This window comes from Citrobacter sp. Cpo109, assembly GCF_030332565.1.
Classification (GTDB): domain Bacteria; phylum Pseudomonadota; class Gammaproteobacteria; order Enterobacterales; family Enterobacteriaceae; genus Citrobacter; species Citrobacter portucalensis.
This window is the reverse complement of record NZ_JAOWHQ010000057.1, coordinates 320,687-344,402: the sequence shown is the minus strand read 5'-3', so window position 1 is coordinate 344,402 and position 23,716 is coordinate 320,687. Positions and strand designations below refer to the sequence as shown.

The 23,716-nt window shown below is 50.8% G+C and carries 23 protein-coding genes and 1 other RNA gene; 10 read left to right on the top strand and 14 right to left on the bottom strand.

Annotated features, from left to right (window positions below):
- Nucleotides 1–52: 52 nt before the first annotated feature.
- The 3 genes from OGY71_RS12500 to OGY71_RS12490 are packed head-to-tail and all read right to left on the bottom strand — an operon-like array spanning nucleotide 53 to nucleotide 2,570.
- Nucleotides 53–865, bottom strand: coding sequence for a MetQ/NlpA family ABC transporter substrate-binding protein (locus OGY71_RS12500; RefSeq protein ID WP_003029358.1), 813 nt, complete (start codon nucleotides 863–865; stop codon nucleotides 53–55).
- A gap of 21 nt (nucleotides 866–886) precedes the next feature.
- A complete protein-coding gene (locus OGY71_RS12495; protein WP_048214308.1) occupies nucleotides 887–1,555 on the bottom strand; it encodes a methionine ABC transporter permease in 669 nt (222 codons plus the stop codon).
- Entirely contained in the window at nucleotides 1,548–2,570 is a 1,023-nt protein-coding gene (locus OGY71_RS12490) for a methionine ABC transporter ATP-binding protein (RefSeq protein WP_240389283.1), read from the bottom strand. The genes OGY71_RS12495 and OGY71_RS12490 overlap by 8 nt, the downstream gene beginning before the upstream one ends.
- A 372-nt stretch (nucleotides 2,571–2,942) precedes the next feature.
- Between OGY71_RS12490 and ynhH the strand changes: the two genes are divergently transcribed.
- The 3 genes from ynhH (at nucleotide 2,943) to lpp (ending at nucleotide 5,103) form a co-directional block, all read left to right on the top strand.
- Complete coding sequence (gene ynhH / locus OGY71_RS12485; RefSeq protein WP_242637968.1) at nucleotides 2,943–3,137, top strand: protein YnhH; 195 nt, start codon at nucleotides 2,943–2,945, stop codon at nucleotides 3,135–3,137.
- A gap of 7 nt (nucleotides 3,138–3,144) precedes the next feature.
- Nucleotides 3,145–4,557, top strand: a complete 1,413-nt coding sequence (gene pykF, locus OGY71_RS12480; protein ID WP_003029366.1) for a pyruvate kinase PykF — start codon at nucleotides 3,145–3,147, stop codon at nucleotides 4,555–4,557.
- A gap of 309 nt (nucleotides 4,558–4,866) precedes the next feature.
- Nucleotides 4,867–5,103, top strand: a complete 237-nt coding sequence (gene lpp / locus OGY71_RS12475; RefSeq protein ID WP_003029373.1) for a murein lipoprotein Lpp — start codon at nucleotides 4,867–4,869, stop codon at nucleotides 5,101–5,103.
- Nucleotides 5,104–5,172: 69 nt separating this feature from the next.
- Here lpp and ldtE read toward each other — a convergent pair whose 3' ends face one another.
- From ldtE to OGY71_RS12435, 8 genes are all read right to left on the bottom strand, one after another.
- Entirely contained in the window at nucleotides 5,173–6,177 is a 1,005-nt protein-coding gene (ldtE, locus tag OGY71_RS12470; protein WP_003832656.1) for a L,D-transpeptidase LdtE, read from the bottom strand.
- A 123-nt stretch (nucleotides 6,178–6,300) separates the two neighbouring features.
- Complete coding sequence (gene sufE, locus OGY71_RS12465; protein ID WP_286613376.1) at nucleotides 6,301–6,717, bottom strand: cysteine desulfuration protein SufE; 417 nt, start codon at nucleotides 6,715–6,717, stop codon at nucleotides 6,301–6,303.
- Between the two features lie 12 nt (nucleotides 6,718–6,729).
- Nucleotides 6,730–7,950 (bottom strand): cysteine desulfurase SufS, encoded by a 1,221-nt coding sequence (sufS, locus tag OGY71_RS12460; protein WP_008784609.1) that lies wholly within the window; start codon nucleotides 7,948–7,950, stop codon nucleotides 6,730–6,732.
- The gene (gene sufD / locus OGY71_RS12455) at nucleotides 7,947–9,218 is read right to left on the bottom strand and encodes a Fe-S cluster assembly protein SufD (protein WP_286613375.1); all 1,272 of its coding nucleotides are present in this window, start codon (nucleotides 9,216–9,218) and stop codon (nucleotides 7,947–7,949) included. Before sufD ends, sufS begins: the two co-directional genes overlap by 4 nt.
- Nucleotides 9,193–9,939, bottom strand: coding sequence for a Fe-S cluster assembly ATPase SufC (sufC, locus tag OGY71_RS12450; RefSeq protein ID WP_003832649.1), 747 nt, complete (start codon nucleotides 9,937–9,939; stop codon nucleotides 9,193–9,195). The genes sufD and sufC overlap by 26 nt, the downstream gene beginning before the upstream one ends.
- Nucleotides 9,940–9,955: 16 nt before the next feature.
- Nucleotides 9,956–11,443, bottom strand: coding sequence for a Fe-S cluster assembly protein SufB (sufB, locus tag OGY71_RS12445; RefSeq protein ID WP_286613374.1), 1,488 nt, complete (start codon nucleotides 11,441–11,443; stop codon nucleotides 9,956–9,958).
- Nucleotides 11,444–11,451: 8 nt separating this feature from the next.
- Complete coding sequence (gene sufA / locus OGY71_RS12440) at nucleotides 11,452–11,820, bottom strand: Fe-S cluster assembly scaffold SufA (protein WP_286613373.1); 369 nt, start codon at nucleotides 11,818–11,820, stop codon at nucleotides 11,452–11,454.
- Between the two features lie 488 nt (nucleotides 11,821–12,308).
- On the bottom strand, nucleotides 12,309–13,184 hold the full coding sequence (locus OGY71_RS12435; protein ID WP_003832643.1) for a LysR family transcriptional regulator: 876 nt from the start codon (nucleotides 13,182–13,184) through the stop codon (nucleotides 12,309–12,311).
- A 122-nt stretch (nucleotides 13,185–13,306) separates the two neighbouring features.
- On the opposite strand from OGY71_RS12435, the gene OGY71_RS12430 reads away from it, so the two are divergent.
- A complete protein-coding gene (locus tag OGY71_RS12430; RefSeq protein ID WP_003832641.1) occupies nucleotides 13,307–14,158 on the top strand; it encodes a Vmh family MBL fold metallo-hydrolase in 852 nt (283 codons plus the stop codon).
- Nucleotides 14,159–14,225: 67 nt separating this feature from the next.
- On the opposite strand, the gene OGY71_RS12425 is transcribed toward OGY71_RS12430, so the two are convergent.
- The 3 genes from OGY71_RS12425 to ydiJ form a co-directional block, all read right to left on the bottom strand.
- A complete protein-coding gene (locus OGY71_RS12425) occupies nucleotides 14,226–14,414 on the bottom strand; it encodes a YdiH family protein (RefSeq protein WP_003030540.1) in 189 nt (62 codons plus the stop codon).
- Nucleotides 14,415–14,491: 77 nt separating this feature from the next.
- Nucleotides 14,492–14,902: a 1,4-dihydroxy-2-naphthoyl-CoA hydrolase gene (menI, locus tag OGY71_RS12420; protein ID WP_003832637.1), complete on the bottom strand. Its 411-nt coding sequence runs from the start codon at nucleotides 14,900–14,902 to the stop codon at nucleotides 14,492–14,494.
- Entirely contained in the window at nucleotides 14,899–17,955 is a 3,057-nt protein-coding gene (gene ydiJ, locus OGY71_RS12415; protein WP_063941510.1) for a D-2-hydroxyglutarate dehydrogenase YdiJ, read from the bottom strand. The genes menI and ydiJ overlap by 4 nt, the downstream gene beginning before the upstream one ends.
- Before the next feature lie 213 nt (nucleotides 17,956–18,168).
- Between ydiJ and ydiK the strand changes: the two genes are divergently transcribed.
- From ydiK to ydiB, 6 genes are all read left to right on the top strand, one after another.
- A complete protein-coding gene (ydiK, locus tag OGY71_RS12410) occupies nucleotides 18,169–19,278 on the top strand; it encodes an AI-2E family transporter YdiK (RefSeq protein ID WP_003832632.1) in 1,110 nt (369 codons plus the stop codon).
- 183 nt (nucleotides 19,279–19,461) lie between these two features.
- Nucleotides 19,462–19,569, top strand: an RNA gene (rprA, locus tag OGY71_RS12405) — antisense sRNA RprA.
- Between the two features lie 157 nt (nucleotides 19,570–19,726).
- The gene (locus tag OGY71_RS12400) at nucleotides 19,727–20,083 is read left to right on the top strand and encodes a YdiL family protein (protein ID WP_003832631.1); all 357 of its coding nucleotides are present in this window, start codon (nucleotides 19,727–19,729) and stop codon (nucleotides 20,081–20,083) included.
- A 48-nt stretch (nucleotides 20,084–20,131) separates the two neighbouring features.
- Complete coding sequence (locus OGY71_RS12395; protein ID WP_003832629.1) at nucleotides 20,132–21,352, top strand: MFS transporter; 1,221 nt, start codon at nucleotides 20,132–20,134, stop codon at nucleotides 21,350–21,352.
- 240 nt (nucleotides 21,353–21,592) lie between these two features.
- On the top strand, nucleotides 21,593–22,828 hold the full coding sequence (locus OGY71_RS12390) for an MFS transporter (protein ID WP_003832627.1): 1,236 nt from the start codon (nucleotides 21,593–21,595) through the stop codon (nucleotides 22,826–22,828).
- A gap of 21 nt (nucleotides 22,829–22,849) precedes the next feature.
- A complete protein-coding gene (gene ydiB, locus OGY71_RS12385; RefSeq protein WP_191227386.1) occupies nucleotides 22,850–23,716 on the top strand; it encodes a quinate/shikimate dehydrogenase in 867 nt (288 codons plus the stop codon).

Below are 23,716 nucleotides of genomic sequence, written 5' to 3'. Positions count from 1 at the left end.
ACAGGACATCGTAGGCCGGGTAAAGCACTGCCGCCACCCGGCAAAAAGCGGATTAGTTGTTTACCGGGATCACCGCACCTTTATATTTAGTACGGATCCAGTCCTGGATCTCTTTTGAATGCAGGACATCAACCAGCGCTACGATATCCTTTTTCTTCTCGTCGCCACGATGCACGGTAATGATGTTGGCATACGGGTTGTTTTCACCACTTTCAACGGCAATAGGATCTTTCACTGGATCCAGCCCTGCGTCGATTGCGTAGTTGGCGTTAATCACCACCGCATCACCTTCGTCGTTGTTATACATCTGCGGTAACAGCGCGGCTTCCACGTTTGGCAGGAACTTCAGCTTTTTCGGGTTTTCGACGATATCGCTAATGCGCGCAGTTACTTTATCCACGCCCGGCTTCAGCTTGATCACCCCCTCTTTTTCGAAAATCGACAGAATACGGCCTTCCTCAGATACCGCGTCACGCATGATGACTTTGCCGCCTTCCGGCAGATCTTTAAGTGATTTCACTTTTTTCGAATAGATACCAATCGGCTCAATGTGAATCGCTCCGGCGCTGACGAAGTCATACGTTTTATCGCCTGCATGGTCTTTAATCACGCTGTTCAGGTACGGAATATGCTGGAAGTAGTTGGCGTCAATCTCACGGCCAGCCAGCGCAGTGTTCGGCAGAATGTAATCCTGGAACGGTTTAATCTCCAGATCGATCCCCTGCTTCGCCAAAATCGGTTTGGCCTGTTCAAGGATCTCCGCATGCGGCACGTTAGACGCGCCAACGGTCAGAGTATCAGCCCAGGAGGCAAAGCTCAGGGCGCTTAAGGTTGCTGCAGCGAGTAACGTCAGTGATTTTTTCATGATAATGGTTTCCGTATTTTATTAGCGTTTATCTAACAGAGAGGTGATCACATCGCCGCAAAGCTGGATGATGAAGACAATGAGCAAAATCGTCACCGTCGCCACCAGCGTGACGTCGCTGTGGTTGCGCTGGAATCCTTCCAGATAGGCCAAATTCCCTAAACCACCGGCACCAATTACCCCTGCCATCGCGCTGTAGCTCACCAGCGCAATTAGCGTCACGGTGATCCCGGACACCAGAGCAGGAGAGGATTCCGGCAGTAAAACTCGAAAAATAAGCGTGCTCAGACGTGCGCCCATCGAACGCGTCGCTTCAATAACGCCTTTATCCACTTCACGCAGAGCGATTTCGACCAGACGTGCATAAAACGGCGCGGCCCCCACGATCAGCGCAGGCAACGCGGCATTGGCGCCGAGAATGGTGCCTACCATCGCTTTGGTAAACGGGATAAGCAGCACGATCAAAATGATGAATGGGATCGAACGAAAGATATTCACCACCAGTGAAATAGCGCTATATACCGCGCGATTAGGGAATAATCCGCCGCGCGCTGTCAGGAACAACGCCAGGCCAAGCGCGATGCCCAGGATAAAGGTCGCCGCCCCCGAAAGAGCTGTCATATACAGCGTTTCCTGGGTTGCCGCTAACAGTTGATCCCACTTCAGATGGGGAAACAGTTCTTCAGCCATGTTGAATCACCTCGCCTTCAATGTCGCTCTGGCGCAGGTCGGCCAAAATATTGTTCAATTGTTCCTCAGAGGCCACCACGTGCACCCAAAGTTGACCAAACACGCCGTGTGCGGTTTGCGTCATCTTGCCGTGCAAGATGTTGAACGGCAGGCCATAGCGCAGGGTCAATTCCCCAACCACAGGCCGATGTGTACGTTGCCCGGTAAAGGTTAATTTGATAACCACCCCACCCAACTCGCTTGCCAGTTGCGGATTAAACTCGTCTTCTTCGGTGTACTGGCTCACCTGACGAACAAACTGTCGGGTAATAGGCTGCTGAGGATGGGTAAAGACGTTGAGCACATCACCTTCCTCAACGACCTTGCCGTTTTCCATTACCGCGACGCGGTCGCAGATTTTGCGTACTACGTGCATTTCATGAGTGATCAGCACAATGGTCAATTTGAATCGACGGTTAATATCGAGGAGTAAATCGAGGATCTGATCGGTAGTTTGCGGATCCAGCGCCGAGGTGGCTTCGTCACACAGCAGGACATCCGGATTGTTCGCCAGCGCGCGGGCAATTCCTACACGCTGCTTTTGCCCACCGCTGAGCTGGGAAGGATACGCATTTTCACGACCGTTCAGCCCAACCAGCGTAATCAGTTCAGCAACCCGCGCTTTGATGGACGCTTTGGACGCACCGGCGATTTGCATAGAGAAAGCAATATTTTCGCTAACGGTCCGCGACCACAGCAAATTGAAGTGTTGAAACACCATGCTGATTTTCAGTCGCGCCTGGCGTAACGATTCCCCACTGGCGGCAGAGATATCGTGGCCGTTAATCGTCACGCTGCCGGAGGTCGGTTTTTCGAGACCATTGAGCAAACGAATTAAGGTGCTTTTACCTGCCCCGCTGTAACCAATAATTCCATAAATCTGCCCCTGTTCAACCGTCAGATTGACGTTATCGACTGCGGTGATAGCAAGCCTGCCTGGCGTAAACACTTTCGAAATATTTTTCAGGACAATCATGTCGTTTGGGTATCCGCTGCTTATTGTTCTTCTGCTATCGCTTTTAGCTGTTTAGCAGTATGGATGTCCAAACGAGTGTAATCAGTGGAATTGGCTTTTAGAATGAATTAAAACGAATTTGATATAACTTTTAGAAATATAGTACAAGATCAACGTCAACCGTATAAAACATAGTCATCAGGATGTTAAATGCAGTTTGTTGCGCAACAGAACGCAACGCCCGATAACCTCTTTATCCATACCGATGAACAAATTAATGAATATTTATTGTAAAACTGCACAGAAGTGTTTTGAAACGCTGTTTCCATTTTCCTTTTTGATAATTTTCAGCGTATAATGCGCGCCAATTGTCTCTTGAATGGTTTCAGCACATTGACCTGTAAAACTCAACGACTACAAAACTCACCATCCCGTTGGGCTGAAACACAAGCACACATTCCTCTGCACGCTCTTTCGATGTCACCTATCCTTAGAGCGAGGCATCACAACTTTCGTAACTCAGGTTTAGCTTCCCGTCCGTGCGCGGCGGGAGCCAGATTTCCATATCCTTCTCAACTTAAAGACTAAGACTGTCATGAAAAAGACGAAAATTGTTTGCACCATCGGTCCGAAAACCGAATCCGAAGAGATGTTAACCAAAATGCTGGACGCGGGCATGAACGTCATGCGTCTGAACTTCTCCCACGGCGACTACGCAGAACACGGTCAGCGCATCAAGAACTTGCGCAACGTCATGAGCAAAACCGGCAAGAAAGCCGCAATCCTGCTCGACACCAAAGGTCCGGAAATCCGTACCATCAAACTGGAAGGCGGTAACGACGTTTCCCTGAAAGCGGGCCAGACCTTCACCTTCACCACCGACAAATCTGTCGTAGGCAACAACGAAATCGTTGCTGTTACTTATGAAGGCTTCACTAAAGATCTGTCCGTCGGCAACACCGTTCTGGTTGACGATGGTCTGATCGGCATGGAAGTTACCGCTATCGAAGGTAACAAAGTTATCTGTAAAGTGCTGAACAACGGCGACCTGGGCGAAAACAAAGGCGTTAACCTGCCGGGCGTTTCCATCGCGCTGCCAGCACTGGCTGAAAAAGACAAACAAGACCTGATCTTCGGTTGCGAGCAAGGCGTTGACTTCGTTGCAGCGTCCTTTATCCGTAAACGTTCTGACGTCGTTGAAATCCGTGAGCACCTGAAAGCGCACGGCGGCGAAAACATCCAGATCATCTCCAAAATCGAAAACCAGGAAGGCCTGAATAACTTCGACGAAATCCTCGAAGCGTCTGACGGCATCATGGTTGCGCGTGGCGATATGGGCGTTGAGATCCCGGTTGAAGAAGTTATCTTCGCGCAGAAGATGATCATCGAAAAATGTATCCGTGCACGTAAAGTCGTTATCACTGCGACCCAGATGCTGGACTCCATGATCAAAAACCCGCGTCCGACCCGCGCTGAAGCCGGTGACGTAGCGAACGCCATCCTCGACGGTACCGACGCAGTAATGTTGTCTGGCGAGTCTGCAAAAGGTAAATACCCTCTGGAAGCCGTTACCATCATGGCGACCATCTGTGAGCGTACTGACCGTGTGATGACCAGCCGTCTGGACTTCAACAACGACAGCCGCAAACTGCGCATCACCGAAGCCGTTTGCCGTGGCGCGGTTGAAACTGCTGAAAAACTGGACGCGCCGCTGATCGTCGTCGCAACCCAGGGTGGTAAATCTGCTCGCGCAGTACGTAAATACTTCCCGGATGCCACCATCCTGGCGCTGACCACCAACGAAACTACCGCGCGTCAGCTGGTGCTGAGCAAAGGCGTTGTTGCACAGGTGGTTAAAGAAATCAGCTCTACCGATGATTTCTATCGTCTGGGTAAAGAAGTCGCTCTGGAAAGCGGTCTGGCTCAAAAAGGTGACGTTGTGGTTATGGTTTCTGGTGCACTGGTTCCGAGCGGCACCACCAACACCGCATCCGTTCACGTGCTGTAATAATTCCATCGCGAATTAATTTGCTTAAAAAAGCGCCCTGGTGGCGCTTTTTTTATTTTATCGATAGCCACAATTAATAAAAAATCAAATCGGATTTCACTATCTAATCCGTGATTATCTAAGATGAATCCGATGGAAGCTTTCTGTTTTCACTCGGGTTTTTAGCCGTTTTTGCACAATTCGATGCTTCTTTGAGCGAACGATCAAAAATAAGTGCATTCCCATCAAAAAAATATTCTCAACATAAAAAAGTTTGTGTAATACTTGTAACGCTACATGGAGATTAACTCAATCTAGAGGGTATTAATAATGAATCGTACTAAACTGGTACTGGGCGCGGTAATCCTGGGTTCTACTCTGCTGGCAGGTTGCTCCAGCAACGCTAAAATCGATCAGCTGTCTTCTGACGTTCAGACTCTGAACGCTAAAGTTGACCAGCTGAGCAACGACGTGAACGCAATGCGTTCCGACGTTCAGGCTGCTAAAGATGACGCAGCTCGCGCTAACCAGCGTCTGGACAACGCAGCTACTAAATACCGCAAGTAATAGTATCTGTGTAATAAAAATGGCGCACTTTGTGCGCCATTTTTTTTTGCTCTGAATTCCCCTTCCCTGTTATTGCGTAGCGCGTACCTCAGCATCTCCTCCCGGCACGCCATTTTGCGCAGACTTCACTTCTGGCCCATTGCTCGCGACCGATGCTTGCCCGGCAGTGACGGTGACCGGATAACCTGCGCGACGATACAACGCCCTTTCCACCAGATTGTTATCCACCGCTTTATTGTCTTTAAACTGGGTAAATCCGGCTGGCAGCACATACGGCATGGTCTGGACGTTTTGTTCCTCTTCCGGCGACAGCGGTCGATGCACTTCGACATACCTCATGCCGTTCGGCTCAATCGAATATTTTATCGGCTCATTAATCACCCTGACCGGCGTGCCTGTGCGGACCTGAGCAAACAGTGCTTTAATGTCCGGCGCGTTCATGCGAATACAACCAGAACTCACACGCAGGCCCACGCTGTCCGGCGCGCTGGTGCCATGGATCAGATACTCACCGTTTCCATGCGCCAGACGCAGTGCAAAGCGTCCTAACGGGTTATTTGGCCCGGCAGGTACAACAGGCGGTAATGTGATGCCGCGCTCCAGAGAGCGTTTACGGATGCCTGGTGTAGGGGTCCAGGTAGGATTCGGGATTTTCTGCCCAACCCGGGTTTCCATTACCGGCGTTTCCAGCCCCTGCAAACCGATACCAATTGGGAATACCTGAACAATATTCTCTCCCGGCGGGAAGTAATACAGACGCAGTTCCGCCAGATTCACAATAATGCCTTCGCGTGGTGCATCCGGCAGCAGTAATTGTGAGGGAATAGTAATCAGGGTTCCGGGTTTAGGTACGGGGGCAATAGTATTGTTGGCTTCAAGGATCAGCATGGCAGCGGTATCAAACTTACGGGCTATCGCCTGTAGATTTTTATCGCCTTCCTGCACGGTGTAGGTTTGGTTTTGCCCAACAAGGCGGCTATTCGCCTGGGGCAAAGGATAATCGACCGCCCATGCGGCCTGAATAGCGCTGTAAGCGCCGATTAGCATTAACGTAATAACAGACGCGCGTTTCATACTCACTCACCCCCCTGGCGTTCTTGCCGGACCGCGGCGAGCGCCCAATCCGGCTTACGAGTCACTGCGTTGCCTTACACGAACGCTTTCAAGTCGGTCTGAAAGTTAACGTGTTTTATCAGTTTAGCTAAGAGTTGCGGCTTTGGCGCGAATAGCCCGAATCATTGCCTCCAGCCCTTGTGAACGAGACGGTGTGAGGTGCTGTGCGAGCGCCATTTTTTCAAACCACGGACGCACATCAAAATACACAATATCCTGGGCCGTCATGCGATCATACAAAATGAATACCACGGCAATAAGTCCTTTAACAATTGCCGCATCACTGTCGCCCTGTAATTCAATAATCCCTTCGCCATTCTGGTTCATAACAATCCATACCTGACTTTGACATCCCTGGATGCTATTTTCCGGGCAGCGTAGGTCGTCGTTTAATTCCGGCAAACGCTGACCCAGCTCAATAATGTACAGGTATTTCTCTTCCCAATTAGCGCAACGCAGAAAATTACGCAACAACTTTTCTTTATCCGGTAGCGCAGCCATAACGCCTCCCTGTTAGCCCAGTAAATGATGAATACGCTTGAGGCCCGTTACCAGGCGATCCACTTCTTCATGGGTGTTGTACATTGCAATCGACGCCCGGCACATAGCAGGAACGTTATAGTAGGCCATCAGCGGCATAGCGCAGTGATGTCCCGTCCGCACGGCTATTCCATAGTTATCAAGAAAACTGCCGACGTCAAAGGCGTGATGTTTACCAAGGTTAAATGCAATCACACCCAGGCGGTTATCCGGCCCGTAGAGCGTCAAATCAGGTACATCTGCCAGCTGCTCCAATGCATAGCGCATCATGAACTGTTCATATTCGCTGATTTCAGTAAGCCCCAGTGCTGAAACATACTCAATAGCCGCGCCGAGTCCGATAATACCTCCGGTGTTTGGCGTTCCGGCTTCAAAACGCCAGGGGGCTTTGGCCCACGTTGTTCCCTGACTCAAACTCACCGTCGCAATCATTGAACCACCGCCTTCCCAGGGTGGCATCTCCTGCAACAACGACTCTCTGGCATACAGAACGCCAATACCGGTTGGTCCATAAAGTTTATGCCCGGAGAAAACATAAAAATCGCAATCCAGTGCCTGGACATCCACCTGATGATGCATCACCGCCTGCGCGCCATCCACCAACACTTTTGCGCCGTATTGATGCGCTAGCTCAATCATTTCCGATAACGGGTTCTCGGTACCCAACACGTTAGAAACATGGGTAATCGCCAGCAGTTGCGTACGATCGTCAAACAGCGTCGGCAGCGTCTCCAGCTGCAATGTACCATCGGCATTGAGCGGAATAACACGCAGCTCTGCCCCTACGCGGGCACACAGCATCTGCCAGGGCACAATATTGGCGTGGTGCTCCATTTCGCTGATGATAATGTTATCGCCCGCTCGCACATTGCTGCTGCCCCAGCTGTTCGCCACCAGATTGATGCCTTCCGTCGTACCACGAACAAACACCAGCTCTTCCGCTGAGCGGGCGTTAATAAACAACGAGGCAAGCTTGCGCACATTTTCCATTTTTTCCGTGGCCTGGGCGCTCAGCGTATGAATACCGCGGTGGACCGCCGCATAGCCGTGACGATAAAACTCGGCCTCGGCATCAATCACCTGATTGGGTTTTTGCGCGCTGGCAGCGCTGTCCAGATACGCCAACGGTAAACCGTTCACTTCACGCGTCAGGACCGGAAAGTCTGCCCGTACTTTTTCAATGGGAAATGTCATGCTGCGCCTCCCGGCAAGCGTTGGGCGATCCGCGCCAGTACCTGATGTTTCAGCGTTTCATCGCCCAGGGCTTCCGTCAGCTCAGCGGCAAACGCATAGAGAATCATGTGTTGAGCATCCTGCTGACCGATTCCGCGTGAACGCAGATAGAACATCTGCTCGTCGTCGATCCGTCCTACCGTCGCCCCGTGGCTGCATTTCACGTCGTCGGCGTAGATTTCGAGCTGTGGCTTGGTATCCACCTCCGCCAGCTTTCCGAGCAACAGATTATTGTTGGTCATCTGACCGTCGGTTTTGATAGCGTGCTGTGCGACGTTGATCAGACCATTGAATACCGCCCGCCCCTTATCGCTGACAATCGTTTTATGCAGCTGGCGACTGTTGCAATACCCTTTGTTGTGCTCAAGCCAGGTCCGTGTATCACAGACTTCATTTTTCACCGGCATCGCCAGACTGTTCAGCCGAAGCGTGGTGTTTTCGCCGTTAAGCTGCGTACTGGTGTTATGGCGCAATACCGCATCACCAAGCAAGAAACTATGGCTAACGGCAGTAGCATCCGCGCCCAATTGAATGTCATTATGCGCGAAGTGGTGGCTGAGCGGATTTTCGAACGCCAGTTTGATATGGCGCAAATGGGCGTTTGCCGCGACGTTCATCGTTAAGCGTGCGCCAGTGAAATGGCGACGCTCGCTGAGGCTGGCATAGTGTTCAATGACGGTGGCTTCTGCGCCTTCCGCTAGCTCCAGATGGTGGCGATAGTGCGCCGTATTCACCTCGTCGCCCGCCAGCCCCTGGGTTATATGCAGCAGCAGCAGCGGTTTCGCGGGGCGCTGGTTACGCTTCACCTGAATGTACGTTACGCTACGGGACAGGCTTTCGGTAAGGTGCAAAAACACTTCCGGTTGGATAGCCGCTGGCAGCGCCTGGCGCGCATCGTCAATGGTAATGTCAAAACCGCTACCGTCTGTGCTGTCGCTGAGCGTTGGAAAGAATTGCCCGTCAACAAACACCAGTCGTACAGCATCAATTGTCGGCGACAACGCTGCACATTGGGCTGACGTTATCTCAGCGACATGACTGACAAACTGGCTGTTGGTTAATCCCTCCAGCGGCGTGTATTTCCAGTCCTCATGTTTACGCGTTGGCAGCCCCAGACGCAGCATCTGTTGCAAGTGCTGCTGCGCATGGTGTGAGCGTGTCTCCCCTTGCGTCTCAAACAGATGGTGCCACTGTTGCAGCACGTTACTGCTGTTCGCTAAGCCAGCCATAACCTTGCTCCTCCAGTTGTTTGACCAGCGTAAAATCGCCGGACTTCACAATTCGCCCCTGGTAGAGAACGTGAACAAAATCGGGTTTGATATAGTCCAGGATGCGCTGATAGTGAGTGACGATAATGAATGAGCGTTTCCCGTCACGCAGCGAGTTCACGCCATCCGCAACGATTTTCAGCGCATCAATATCCAGGCCGGAATCTGACTCATCAAGAATGCACAACTGAGGCTCCAGTACGGCCATTTGCAGAATGTCATTACGTTTTTTCTCACCGCCGGAGAAACCGACGTTTACCGAGCGCGTGAGCAAATCTTCCGGCATCTTCAGCAGCGCAATTTTCTCTTCCATCAGGTCCTGGAAGTCGAACCTGTCCAGCGACTCTTCGCCACGGTAACTTCGCACCGCATTCAGCGCCGTTTGCAGGAAAAACTGGTTACTGACGCCAGGGATTTCCACCGGATACTGGAATGCCATGAAGATCCCTTCACCGGCCCGGTCTTCCGGCGACAGTTCCAGTAAATCTTTGCCATTGAACTCTACCGTTCCGCCAGTGACGTCGTAGTCTTCCCGTCCAGCGAGAGTTGCAGAAAGCGTACTTTTCCCTGAACCGTTTGGTCCCATAATGGCGTGAACTTCTCCGGGGCGAACCTCAAGACTCAACCCACGCAGGATCGCCTTATCTTCCACACTGACCTGTAAATCTTTGATGCTTAACATGTGCTTTCCTTAAAATTTAACCGACGCTGTGCTCAAGACTTATGGCGAGAAGTTTTTGCGCTTCCACGGCAAACTCCAGCGGCAGTTCAGAGAACACGTCTTTACAGAAACCATTCACGATCATAGAAATGGCATCCTCTTCACTGATGCCGCGCTGCAGGCAGTAAAACAACTGGTCTTCACCAATACGCGACGTGGTGGCTTCATGTTCAAGCTGGGCGCTATTGTTACGACACTCCACATACGGGAAGGTGTGTGCCCCACAATCCGCACCGATCAACATCGAGTCGCATTGGGTATAGTTGCGGGCGTTAGTAGCGGTCGGCATGATTTTCACTAAGCCGCGATAACTGTTCTGACTGTGTCCGGCGGAGATCCCTTTCGAGATAATGGTCGATTTGGTGTTTTTGCCAATGTGGATCATTTTGGTGCCGGTATCGGCCTGCTGATGTCCACTGGTCAGCGCGACTGAGTAGAATTCGCCGATCGAGTTGTCGCCACGCAAAATGCAGCTTGGGTATTTCCAGGTAATGGCCGAGCCGGTCTCCGACTGCGTCCACGACATTTTGCTGTTTTCGCCTTCGCAGAGTGCGCGCTTGGTGACGAAATTCAAAATACCGCCCGTATTGCCATCGCCGGGAAACCAGTTTTGCACCGTGGAGTATTTCACTTCGGCATCTTTGTGGATGATGACTTCCACCACCGCCGCGTGTAGTTGGTAACTGTCGCGCACCGGGGCTGAACAGCCTTCGATATAGCTGACGTAGCTGCCCTCATCCGCAACCAGAATGGTGCGTTCAAACTGCCCGGTTTTTTCCGCATTGATACGGAAATAGGTCGACAGCTCCATTGGGCAACGCACGCCTTTCGGTACATAAATAAACGTGCCGTCAGATGCCACCGCCGCATTCAGCGCGGCAAAGAAATTGTCATTGCCGGGGACAACCGTGCCCATGTACTGTTTTACCAGCTCAGGATGATCGTGAATGGCCTCACCGAACGAACAGAAAATAATGCCCTGCTCCGCCAGTTTGTCGCGATAAGTGGTCGCTACCGATACCGAGTCGAAAATAGCATCAACCGCCACTTCTTTGCCTTCACGTACCGGCACGCCAAGCTGTTCGAATGCGTCCTCAACCTCTTTGCTTAAAAATGCATTCGCGCCCGTTTGCTGTACCGCTCCCGGTTCAGACGCACAGGTTTCATCGCAGTTACCGCAGGAAGGTGCGGAGTAATAGCTGTACTCCTGATAATTCAGTTTGTCGTAATGCGCTTTAAGCCAGTGTGGTTCTTCCATGGTCAGCCACGCTTTAAAGGCATTCAGGCGAAATTCCAGCATCCAGTCGGGTTCATTTCGTTTTGCCGAAATCGCGCGCACGACATCTTCATTGATCCCTTTTGCCAGCTCATCGGTTTGCAGTTGGGTGAAGAAGCCCTCTTTGTAATTAAGGTGCCCGCCAGCCCAGGTGTTGACATCGTCAGTTGCTTCAGTATTACGAGACATAGTACCGCCTATACCCCAAAACTTTCGCCACAGCCGCATTCGTTCTGGGCTTTCGGGTTATGAAATTTAAATAACTGGTTTAATCCTTCGCGAACGAAATCGACTTCTGTGCCGTCAATGAACGGCATCGCCTGCAACGGCACATAAAGTCTGGCGCCCTCCGTTTCAAACAGCAGATCGTCTTTTTCAGGTTGGCGGACGGTATCCAGCACGTAGCCGAATCCCGCGCACCCTGTTTGCTTCACGCCTAACCGTACGCCCAACATGTCAGGTTGCTTTGCCACCAGCTCACAGATATGCGCCGCAGCCGCTGGCGTTAACGTCAGTCCACGCCAGGCAAAATCGTCCGGGTTAAATGTTCCTGAATGCAATTCCATAGGGTTACCTCGAGTCACTAGCTTTAAAGCTATAACATCATGTTAGTGATAATGATTATCACTTCAACCCCTCAACAGCAGGGGCATTCGGGTTAATCGCCCTTTTTGGCTACTTTTACTAAGCATAGCCCCTGCAGCGAGGGTTTACAGGGATGGATTATTTTGTTCAATGCATTGATTAATAATGGATTATGAAAATCCAATCGTTCAGTCAGGTCAAATGACAAAAGATGTATAGAAAATGTCTATTTAAGGGATAGGTGGGGATGAAGGTAGGGAAAAACAATTCAAATAATAAACAAGCAACAAAAAACCCTTAAGTCTGCTTGTTGGCAGGCTTAAGGGTTCCGGCCCCATCCGGCGCTTATCTCCGGCACTCATATTGGCTTAGCTCTTGAAGGGGCGATAAGAAGAATCTCATACACTGATTAGTTTTTTTTAACACTAATTGCGGTTTGACTCTTTTATAAACGCGTTCAATCACATATTTAACACTGTGCCTCACTGAGCGTGTCCAGCAGCAGGCGTAGCCCTGCGGATTGATGTTCACGTGAAAGGTATAAACCATAAATCGGCAGGCATTTAGGTTGAAGTTCTGGCAGTAATCGAATTAGCTTTCCCTGCGCCAGCCCTTCCTGCGCCTCCAGCTCTGGCACCAACGCGATCCCCATTCCTGACACCGCCGACTCGCAGAGCAGCGAAGAGATCCCTGCACTCAAATTCCCTTTGATTGCAACGGAGACAGACTGCCCCTGAGCATCCACAAAGTGCCAGGATTGTCCGGCAAAACCGCTGTAGTAAAGGCAATTGTGCCGTGTGAGATCGTCGATTGTCTCAGGCGTGCCATGTTGATGCAAATAATCTGCGGACGCGCAAAGTACCGATTTACAGTCGCCCAACCGACGGGCGATGGTTCCTGGCTCGGGATTTTCCGTTATGCGGATCGCCACATCGATGCGTTCCCCCACAAGGCTTACCGGTTGATTATTGATCTCCACCTCAATACGTAATTGCGGATATTGCTCCATAAACGACGGCAGAACCGGAGCAAGAATATGCATGGCAGTAAAATGGGCGCAGGCCACACGTAGCGTGCCGGAGGGAATTTGCGCCCCACTGGCGGCACCTATGTCCAGCGAAAGTTGCGCCAGAGAACGCGTCTTCAGTAATGCCTCTTCACCCGCTGGCGTGATCGTCAAGCGACGCGATGAGCGATGGATAAGCCTTGCACCTGCCCATTTTTCCATCTCGTCAAGGTAACGACTGACCATCGGACGGGAAAGCCCCAGCGCACGCGCGGCAGCGCTCAGACTGCCCAAATCACAGATATGGTTGAATACTGTTGCCGCCATCACTCTGTCCATTGCATCCCATCCGATCGTTTTATGAAACTCAGCATGTCCTAATGAGGGAATTCTAACAGATCCGAATTGCCTTAAAATACGGGAACTATCAAAAGACAATTTCCTGCACAAGGTTACCTGGTATGAAAATTAAAACTCTGGCTCTGCTGTTACCTCTGTTTGCGTCTTCAGCTTTCGCCGCGCCGCTACAGCTGGACGTCTATAATCCGCAAGATAAGGCTATTTTCCCGGTCTCTTCGACGCTGGTGTCTGGCCCAAAAGAGGCGATTTTGTTTGACGCCCAGTTCAGCACCAAAGATGGCGAACAGTTGGTTCAGATGATTCGCGCCAGCGGTAAAACGCTGAAGGCTATCGTGATCACTTCCGGCGATCCGGATTTCTATTTTGGTCTGCAACCCATCGTCAAAGCCTTCCCACAGGTAAAAGTCCTGGCAACGCCGCAGGTGGTAGACCATATCCGCGCCACCAAAGAGGCCAAGCTGCAGTTCTGGGGCCCGCAAATGAAGGACGGCGCGCCAACATCGCTCACCGTTCCGCAGGCGACTACGCAAACGCAGTTCACGGTTGATGGCGAAACGCTGGAACTGCGTCACGCCAACGATTATGCAGCGTATATCTGGATCCCGGCGAATCGGGCCATTATTGGCGGCACAGGCGTGGCTTCAGGTATTCACGTCTGGACGGCGGATACACAGTCTGAACAACAACGTAGTGCATGGCGTAGCGTGCTGAGCGAAATGCAGAGCTTACAGCCCACTCAGGTGGTCCCGGGTCATTACATTGGTGAACGCCCAACCGGCGATAAAGCGATCCGCTTCACTCAGGACTATTTGCAGTCGTTTGAGCAGGCGCTAGGGGCGAAGAAAGGATCGGACTATGTGATTAAAACCATGACGGCAGCATGGCCAGGCCTTGCAGACGTAAGCTCGCTGGAACTAAGTGCGAAGGTTAACAGTGGCGAGATGAAGTGGTAATGAAGATTTAAGGCAAAAAATAACCCCGAACACATGTCGGGGTTTCGTTACGATAAGCATACCGGAATCAATGAACGCCCATGCGCCAGGCAAAATAGATCTCTTCTTTCAGTTCAGTTGAAGAGAGTGCTAACAGATCTGCAAACTCCAGCTCAAGCTGTTTCAGCCTTTTCAGGTACTGAGCCGGTGAAAGATCGGTTTTATCACGACGTAAAAACTCTATTGCCAGTTGGGCCGGGTCTAATTGGGTAGACATATCATCCTCGCTTGTGTTCAAAACCTGCACAGTATAACACCATTCCCTGTGCAGATAATGACCAAAAGCAATATGCATCACAAAATTGCGGTCGTCAGACGCGACGTGCAGCACAATCGTCCCTGCTCATCGAATATTTCTATTTGCCACACCTGGTGACGAGAACCAGTATGTAACGCGCGACATACGCCCCTGACGTGCCCTTCCCGTGCAGAACGGATATGGTTGGCGTTGATCTCCAGGCCCACCACTTTCTGCTCACCCTGAGTACAAAGGTATCCCGCTACCGAACCAATACTTTCCGCCAGCACCACGGATGCGCCGCCGTGCAACAACCCAAAGGGTTGTTTGGTGCGATGGTCCACCGGCATCGTCGCTTCCAGCGTATCGTCGCCAATGTGCACAAAACGAATATCGAGCAACCCAACCATATTTCCTTGACCCATGGCATTAAGCGCCTCGAGTGTGACTTCACGTTTCCAGATCATCCTATAATCTCCAGCAGTGCCTGTAATGGGTGGCGAACGCCCGTACCTTCAACGCGTTTAACCTGGCTGCGACAGGAGTACCCTGTAGCCAGACAACGGTTACGTGGCAATCGTTGCATTGCCTGGTGCCATGATAACTCATAGATCCCCAATGAGTTTTGGTGATTTTTCACTTCGTGCCCGTAGGTGCCAGCCATACCACAGCATCCCACGCTGACGTTCTCCAGCTTTGCGCCAAAGCGAGCAAAAATAGTCGCCCACTGTGCAGGCGCGCCCGGCAAAGCCGTCACTTCGGTACAGTGGCCAAAGAAGTACCACGGTTCACCGCCAACAGCGACTGACTGCTGTGTTTCCACAGCTTTCGATAACCATTCGTTGGCCAGCAGCACATGGAAATCACCCCGCAGTTCTCCCAGCACCAGCTTGTATTCATCGCGATAACAAAGCACCAGCGCCGGATCAACTCCCACCATCGGAATATTCAGCTTCGCTACACGGTTAAGAAACTCGGATGTCTTTTTCGCCGTTTTGGCAAAACGGTTTAAAAAGCCTTTAATGTGCTGCGCCTTGCCATTTGGCGAAAACGGCAGCAGTACCGGCTGCATACCCAGTTTTTCTACCAGACGTATAAAATCAGCGACCACCTGCGCATCGTAATAGCTGGTGAAAGGGTCCTGCACCACCAGCACCGTACGGGCTTTTTGCTCGAGGCTGAGTAATTCGAGCTGTTCCAGCGTCATATTGGCGGAACGATGTCCCACCAGTTGGCGTTGCAGCGACGGCGCAGACAACAGCGGTAAATCAACCATTCCAATGTGCTTTTTAGCCAGATTTCGCACCAGCGGCTGATTGATGAAGAAGTTAAACGTTTTAGGCGCCCGCGCCATTAGCGGTGCATAGCTCTCAACGGTCGCCACCATATGATCGCGCAACGGGCGCAGATAACGCGTGTGGTACAGCTGCAGGAAGCGTGAGCGAAACTCCGGCACATCAATTTTAATCGGACACTGTGTGGAACAGGCTTTACACGCCAGGCACCCTGACATCGCCTCTTTTACTTCGTGCGAGAAATCGTATTCGCCCTTGCGTGCATGCCAGCTGTTGCGAGTACGGGTAATCAGCGTGCGTAAACTGGCGCGTTTCTCCGGTAGCTCTTTTTCCAGTTGCACAGGATCGATCCCGCGATCGGCCAACAGACGCAGCCATTCACGTACCAGCGTAGCTCGCCCTTTCGGAGAATGGATACGGTTAAGGCTGATTTTCATCGACGGACACATGGGGCTTTTCGCATCGAAGTTAAAGCATAACCCGTTGCCATTACACTCCATTGCCCCACGCCACTCCTGGCGTACGGCCAGCGGGATTTGACGGTCATACGTTCCGCGTTTCACCGCGTCCACTTTCATCATCGGCGCATCAACGTCTTCCGGTGGACAGATTTTGCCGGGATTGAGCCGGTTTTGCGGATCAAACACCGATTTCACTTTGCGCAGTTCACGATACAGTTCATCACCGAAAAATGCCGGACTGTATTCCGCACGGAAACCTTTCCCGTGCTCACCCCACAACAGACCGCCATATTTTGCCGTCAGCGCGACCACATCATCAGAAATGCGTTTCATCAGCACTTCCTGCTGCGGGTCGCACATATCCAACGCCGGTCTGACGTGCAGCACGCCAGCATCCACGTGGCCGAACATGCCGTAACTCAGACCATGGCTGTCGAGCAGCGCGCGAAACTCGGCAATATAGTCAGCCAGATGCTCCGGTGGAACGCAGGTATCCTCGGCAAATGGAATTGGCTTCGCTGAACCTTTTGCATTGCCCAGCAGACCGACGGCCTTTTTACGCATGGCGTAAATACGTTCGACACCCGCCAGCTCGGTACACAGCTGCCAGCCAATAACGCCCGCTTCCTGACGAGCGATTAACCCATCCAGGCGTTCGCAGAGTGCGCTGACTTGCGAATTAATCAAGGTTTCGTCGTCACCGGCAAACTCGACAATATTCAGGCCCAGCATCTCTTTATCCGCTACATCGGTAATCAGTTCGCTTACCGAGTGCCAGACGATGTCTTCACGCGCCAGATTGAGTACTTTGGAGTCGACGGTTTCTACCGACAGTGCGCGCGCTTCCACCATCACCGGCGCGTTACGCAACGCCGAATCAAACGAATCGTACTTAACGTTAACTAACTGTCTGACTTTGGGCAGTGGCGTGATATCAAGGCGGGCTTCGGTGATAAACGCCAGCGTACCTTCAGAGCCGGTAAGAATGCGGGTTAAATCAAATTCGGTCATCTCATCGTTAAAGACGTGCCGCAGATCGTAACCCGTCAGGAAGCGATTAAGTTTCGGGAATTTATCCATGATCAGCTGTCGGTTATCACGACAACGCTCATAAACGGTCTTATAGATACGGCCAATCGTGGTATTGCTTTTACCCAGCATTTCGGCAAGCTCGACCGGCATGGGCTGGGTATCCAGAATATCACCGCCCATCAGCACCGCACGGATGCCCAACACATGATCGGAAGTTTTACCGTAAACCAACGATCCTTGCCCGGACGCATCGGTGTTGATCATCCCGCCGAGCGTTGCCCGGTTACTGGTGGATAATTCGGGGGCAAAGAAATAGCCGTATGGCTTCAGAAACTGGTTGAGCTGGTCTTTTATCACCCCGGCTTCTACCCGCACCCAACCTTCTTGCGGGTTGATTTCAATAATGCGGCTCATATAGCGGGACATATCAACAATAATGCCCTGATTCAGCGCCTGACCGTTGGTCCCGGTGCCGCCGCCGCGTGGGGTAAAAATCAACGACGAGAAAAGCGGTTCTGCCGCCAGACGGGCGATTAGCGCCACATCTGCGGTTGAACGAGGGAAAACGACAGCATCAGGAAGCAGCTGATAAATACTGTTATCCGTCGACATTGTCAGACGATCGGCATAGCTCGTTGCCGTATCACCCGTGAATCCTTGCTGCTCCAGCGCCTGCAAAAAATTGAGCACCAGTTGAACGACACCTGGCGCCTGAGAAATTTGTGGAATCATTATAGTGACCCTTTCCTGCGGTCTGTGTTGTGAATTTAATCGTTTGCGTGTTGCTTTGTTTGTTGTATCACATTTTTTTCTAATACGCTCAGCAGATTTACAGGCAGAATCCGCCTGTTCAAAACCGCTGAAATTGCTCATCATTACAGGGTGTCATTTAAGTATTCACGTCGCGTCAACGTTCTGGCGCAAAGACAAAGGTGAAAAGTATTTATGGTAAATTTCCGTCAGCCCAGGGATATTGCACAAGTGCTGCTATCGGTGCTGTTTTTAGCCATCCTGATTGTGGCCTGTCTCTGGATTGTTCAGCCCTTTATCCTTGGTTTTGCCTGGGCAGGCACGATTGTCATTGCGACCTGGCCTATCCTGCTACGCTTACAAAAATTGCTCTGGGGACGCCGTTCACTTGCCGTACTGGTGATGACGCTGTTGTTAGTGCTGTTGTTCATCATCCCCATCGCGCTGCTGGTTAACAGTATCGTCGATGGCAGCGGGCCGCTAATCCATGCCGTAACCGCAGGTGATATGACGCTACCGGATCTGGCATGGTTGAACAGCATTCCACTGGTGGGTGCCAAAATGTATGGCGCATGGCACAGCTTACTGGATATGGGCGGCTCGGCCATTATGGCCAAGGTTCGTCCTTATATCGGTACCACCACCACCTGGTTCGTCGGTCAGGCCGCGCATATCGGCCGCTTTATGATGCACTGTGGTCTGATGCTGCTGTTCAGTGCCCTGTTGTACTGGCGCGGTGAACAGGTCGCATTAGGTATTCGTCACTTCGCTTGCCGTCTTGCCTCTAAACGTGGCGATGCTGCCATTTTGCTGGCCGCGCAAGCCATTCGCGCCGTCGCATTGGGCGTTGTGGTCACCGCTCTGGTGCAGGCAGTGCTCGGGGGAATTGGTCTGGCGGTAACCGGCGTGCCTTACGCCACGCTGCTGGCGGTATTGATGATCCTGTCTTGTCTGGTGCAACTGGGGCCGTTGCCGGTGCTGATTCCGGCCATTATCTGGCTATACTGGACGGGGGATTCCACCTGGGGCACCGTGCTGTTGGTGTGGAGCGGCGTGGTCGGAACACTGGATAACGTGATTCGACCGATGCTGATTCGTATGGGTGCCGATTTGCCACTGATCCTGATTCTCTCCGGGGTCATCGGTGGACTGATTGCCTTCGGCATGATTGGTCTGTTTATCGGCCCAGTGGTACTGGCCGTTTCCTGGCGTCTGTTCTCCGCCTGGGTAAACGAAGCCCCTGCGCCAGGTACCAATCCGGATGAAATCCTCGAAGAAATTGCTGAAATCGAACGCAATAAGTAATCCAACATCAGGCGGCAGCGCCGCCTGATTGTTTAACAATACTAATCAATCCTCCCTCTTGCGGGATTAGACCTAACCTTGTCTTTCTTAAAATAATCATTTGTGTCGCAAATCCTTTACAGTTTTTAAACTATTGAGATGAATCTGATCGACGTAAAAAATCACTATGCCTACTATTAGCCCATGGCTTTAGATCAACACATTGATTTATAAGCATGGAAATCCCCTGAGTGAAACAACGAATTGCTGTGTGTAGTCTTTGCCCATCTCCCACGATGGGCTTTTTTTTATCCTTCGCGCGCCACTCCACCAACCTTAACGCACCAACACATTATCTTCCCCGTCAAGGAACAAATAATATTGCACAAAATACTGTGACTCTCTTCAAGCCGAAATATCCACAGCAATGTTATTACTATTCTAACGTCTTTTATGAAGTGACCAAATAATGAACGCATTAGAGCTACAGGCGATCCGCCATATTTTTGCTATGACGGTGGAAGAAAGCGCGAGGTATATCGCGCGCGATGACAATGTTGCCGCCTGGCAACAATGGGAAAAGGGTGAAAGAGAAATTCCAGACGACATCATCCGCATTTGTTCAGAAATGAAAGCCAGGAGGAAGTTAAGAATTAATGCAATTATCGACAAAATAAATAACCGTATCGGTAATAACACCATGCGTTTTTTCCCCGATCTGAACGCTTTTCAGGCGGTTTATCACCACGATGGTTTTCTCGACTGGAAAATCTATCAGTCGGCTGCTGTTGAACTCTATGCTCACGATCTCGAGCGTATGTGTTAAGAGATTGCAACGCCATACCTATTTAGCCTCTTCGCTGAGTAACACATTATGAAAAACACCTATTTCTCCACTGCGATAGGGCTGTACCTAAATTACCTGGTTCACGGCATGGGGGTCATTCTGATGAGCCTCAATATGTCTTCGCTGGAACAACAGTGGCAAACCAATGCTGCGGGCGTCTCGATTGTTATTTCCTCACTCGGTATCGGCCGCTTAAGCGTTTTATTAGTGGCAGGGATGCTTTCCGATCGCTACGGTCGCAGACCATTTATTATCCTTGGTATGACCTGCTACCTGATTTTCTTTATTGGCATCATAAATACTCACAGTATTGTTCTTGCCTATGCTTTTGGTTTTTTAGCAGGAATGGCAAACAGTTTTCTCGATGCCGGAACCTATCCCAGCCTGATGGAGGCGTTCCCCCGCTCACCCAGCACGGCCAATATTTTGATAAAAGCCTTCGTCTCCAGCGGTCAATTCCTGCTGCCAATGATTATCAGTCTGCTGGTGTGGGCCGAACTTTGGTTTGGCTGGTCCTTCCTGCTGGCTGCAGCCGTTATGGTACTCAACGGCGTATTTTTGTTTCGCTGTCGGTTTCCGCCACACCCCGGGCCTCATACCGTCATCCGGGCTCAACCTGCAGAACGGGAAACCGCACAACCTGAACATCGTTGCTCCCTGCTCGACCTTGCCAGTTACACCCTGTACGGCTACATCGCAATGGCAACATTTTACCTGGTAAGCCAGTGGCTGGCGCAATACGGACAGTTTGTCGCCGGAATGTCCTATACGTTATCTATCAAACTGTTAAGCATTTATACCTGCGGCTCTCTACTGTGTGTGCTGATCACCGCCCCGCTGGCGCGAAAAGCAGAACGCGCGACATCGATGCTGATGCTGTATACGTTTATCTCATTTGTCGCACTGCTGATGGTTTGTCTGCATCCGACACCCTACGTGGTCATTATCTTTGCGTTTGTCATCGGTTTTTCTTCCGCCGGGGGCGTTGTGCAAATCGGTTTAACGCTTATGGCCGCACGCTTTCCGCATGCGAAGGGTAAAGCGACCGGGATTTACTATAGCGCGGGCAGCATTGCGACCTTCACCATTCCATTGATAACAGCAAAACTCTCAGAAACCAGTATTGCTCACATCATGTGGTTTGATACTGGCATAGCTGCTGTCGGGTTCCTGTTGGCGTTGTTTATTGGTTATCGCAGCCACATCGCGTCAAAGCATCAGCTAAAAATGATACAAGCCGTAGAATAGCGTGGATGCAATATTGTTCCCCCCTTCTGCAAAATAATTGGCATATATTTTAAAACATCAGCAAAACACCGGCTGGCAGAGTTCAATTTCACAGTGTGTTATGCAATATACCTGGTAACTTAAACGCCATGCTATGTAGGTTCTGTGGCTGCCGCCCGGTATATTAATTACAAGGTCGCCGCAATTTAAACAATATCGACGAGCACAGAACAATTTTAAAATCCGCAAGGAGTTGTGAAAATGTCTCAAAGCAAGACCTTTAATACGCCATTTCTTTTGGCGATAACCTGTATTTATTTAAGTTATTTCCTACACGGTATTAGCGTCATAACACTGGCGCAAAATATGACCTCTCTTGCAGAAAAGTTTTCCACCGACAATGCAGGAATTGCCTATTTGATTTCAGGCATTGGTCTGGGGCGACTGGTGAGCATCTTATTCTTTGGCGTGCTCTCAGATAAATTTGGTCGTCGGGCTATCATTCTGTTAGGGGCGATTCTTTATATACTGTTCTTCTTCGGTATTCCCGCCAGCCCTAATCTGATGATTGCCTTTATTCTGGCCGTTTGCGTTGGCGTGGCAAACTCGGCACTGGATACCGGTGGGTACCCGGCGTTAATGGAATGCTTCCCTAAAGCCTCTGGCTCAGCCGTTATCCTGGTAAAAGCTATGGTATCGTTTGGGCAGATGATCTATCCCATCGTCGTCAGCACCATGCTGCTCAACCATATCTGGTACGGTTATGCGGTCATTATCCCGGGTGCGTTGTTTGTAGTCATTACCCTGATGCTGCTAAAAAGTCGTTTCCCCAGCCAGATGGTGGATGCTGGCATCGCGAAAGATCTGCCACAGATGAACAGTAAACCGTTGGTCTGGCTGGAAGGTGTGGCATCCGTCATGTTTGGTGTTGCTGCCTTTTCGACTTTTTACGTCATCGTAGTCTGGATGCCGAAATATGCGATGGCCTTTGCCGGTATGGCAGAATCCGACGCCCTGAAAACAATCTCTTACTACAGTATGGGTTCGTTGGTCTGCGTATTTATCTTTGCCGCACTGTTGAAAAAATGGGTACGGCCTATTTGGGCGAATGTATTTAACGCCGGACTGGCAACCATCACCGCAGCCGTTATCTATTTATACCCATCTCCGCTGGTTTGTAACGCCGGTTCATTTCTCATTGGGTTTTCTGCCGCTGGCGGTATTTTACAGCTCGGTGTTTCGGTGATGTCGGAGTTCTTTCCCAGGAGCAAAGCCAAAGTCACCAGTATTTATATGATGATGGGTGGCGTAGCTAACTTTATTATCCCATTAATCACCGGATACCTCTCTAACATTGGTCTGCAATACATTATTTTGCTGGACCTTGCATTTGCTCTGTTGGCTTTTGTCACCGCCATCATCGTCTTTATTCGTTACTACCGCGTATTTGATATCCCCAAAAATGATGTGCGGTTGGGCGAGCGTTATTTTCAATAAATTGTTTAGAAGGAGTATCAAATGGACGTAACTGCAAAATATGAACTGATTGGTTTGATGGCCTACCCTATCAGACACAGTCTGTCGCCTGAAATGCAAAATAAGGCATTAGAAAAAGCGGGATTGCCATTCACTTATATGGCGTTTGAAGTCGATAACTCAACGTTTGCTAATGCCATTGCCGGGCTGAAGGCCTTAAAGATGCGGGGTACCGGGGTCTCAATGCCCAACAAGCAGCTGGCATGTGAATATGTTGATGAATTAACACCTGCAGCCAAGCTGGTCGGCGCAATTAACACTATCGTCAATGATGATGGTTACCTGCGTGGTTACAATACCGATGGCACGGGCCATATTCGTGCAATTAAGGAAAGTGGTTTCGATATCAAAGGTAAAACCATGGTACTGTTGGGCGCAGGCGGTGCGTCGACGGCGATTGGTGCACAGGCAGCGATTGAAGGCATCAAAGAAATTAAACTCTTTAACCGCCAGGATGAATTTTTTACCAAAGCGCAGGAGTTTGCCAAACGCGTCAATGAAAACACCGACTGCGTGGTCACCGTTATCGATCTCGCCGATCGCCAGGCTTTTGCTGACGCACTTGCCAGCGCAGATATTTTGACCAACGGCACTAAAGTCGGCATGAAGCCGCTGGAAAATGAATCTCTCGTGACCGACGCTTCCCTGCTGCGTCCGGAACTGCTGGTAACCGAATGCGTCTACAACCCGCATATGACCAAATTATTGCAGCAGGCACAAAGTGCTGGTTGCAAAACAATTGATGGTTACGGCATGTTGTTGTGGCAAGGGGCTGAACAGTTCAAGCTCTGGACCGGGAAAGATTTCCCACTGGAGTATGTGAAACAGGTTATGGGTTTTGCCGCCTGA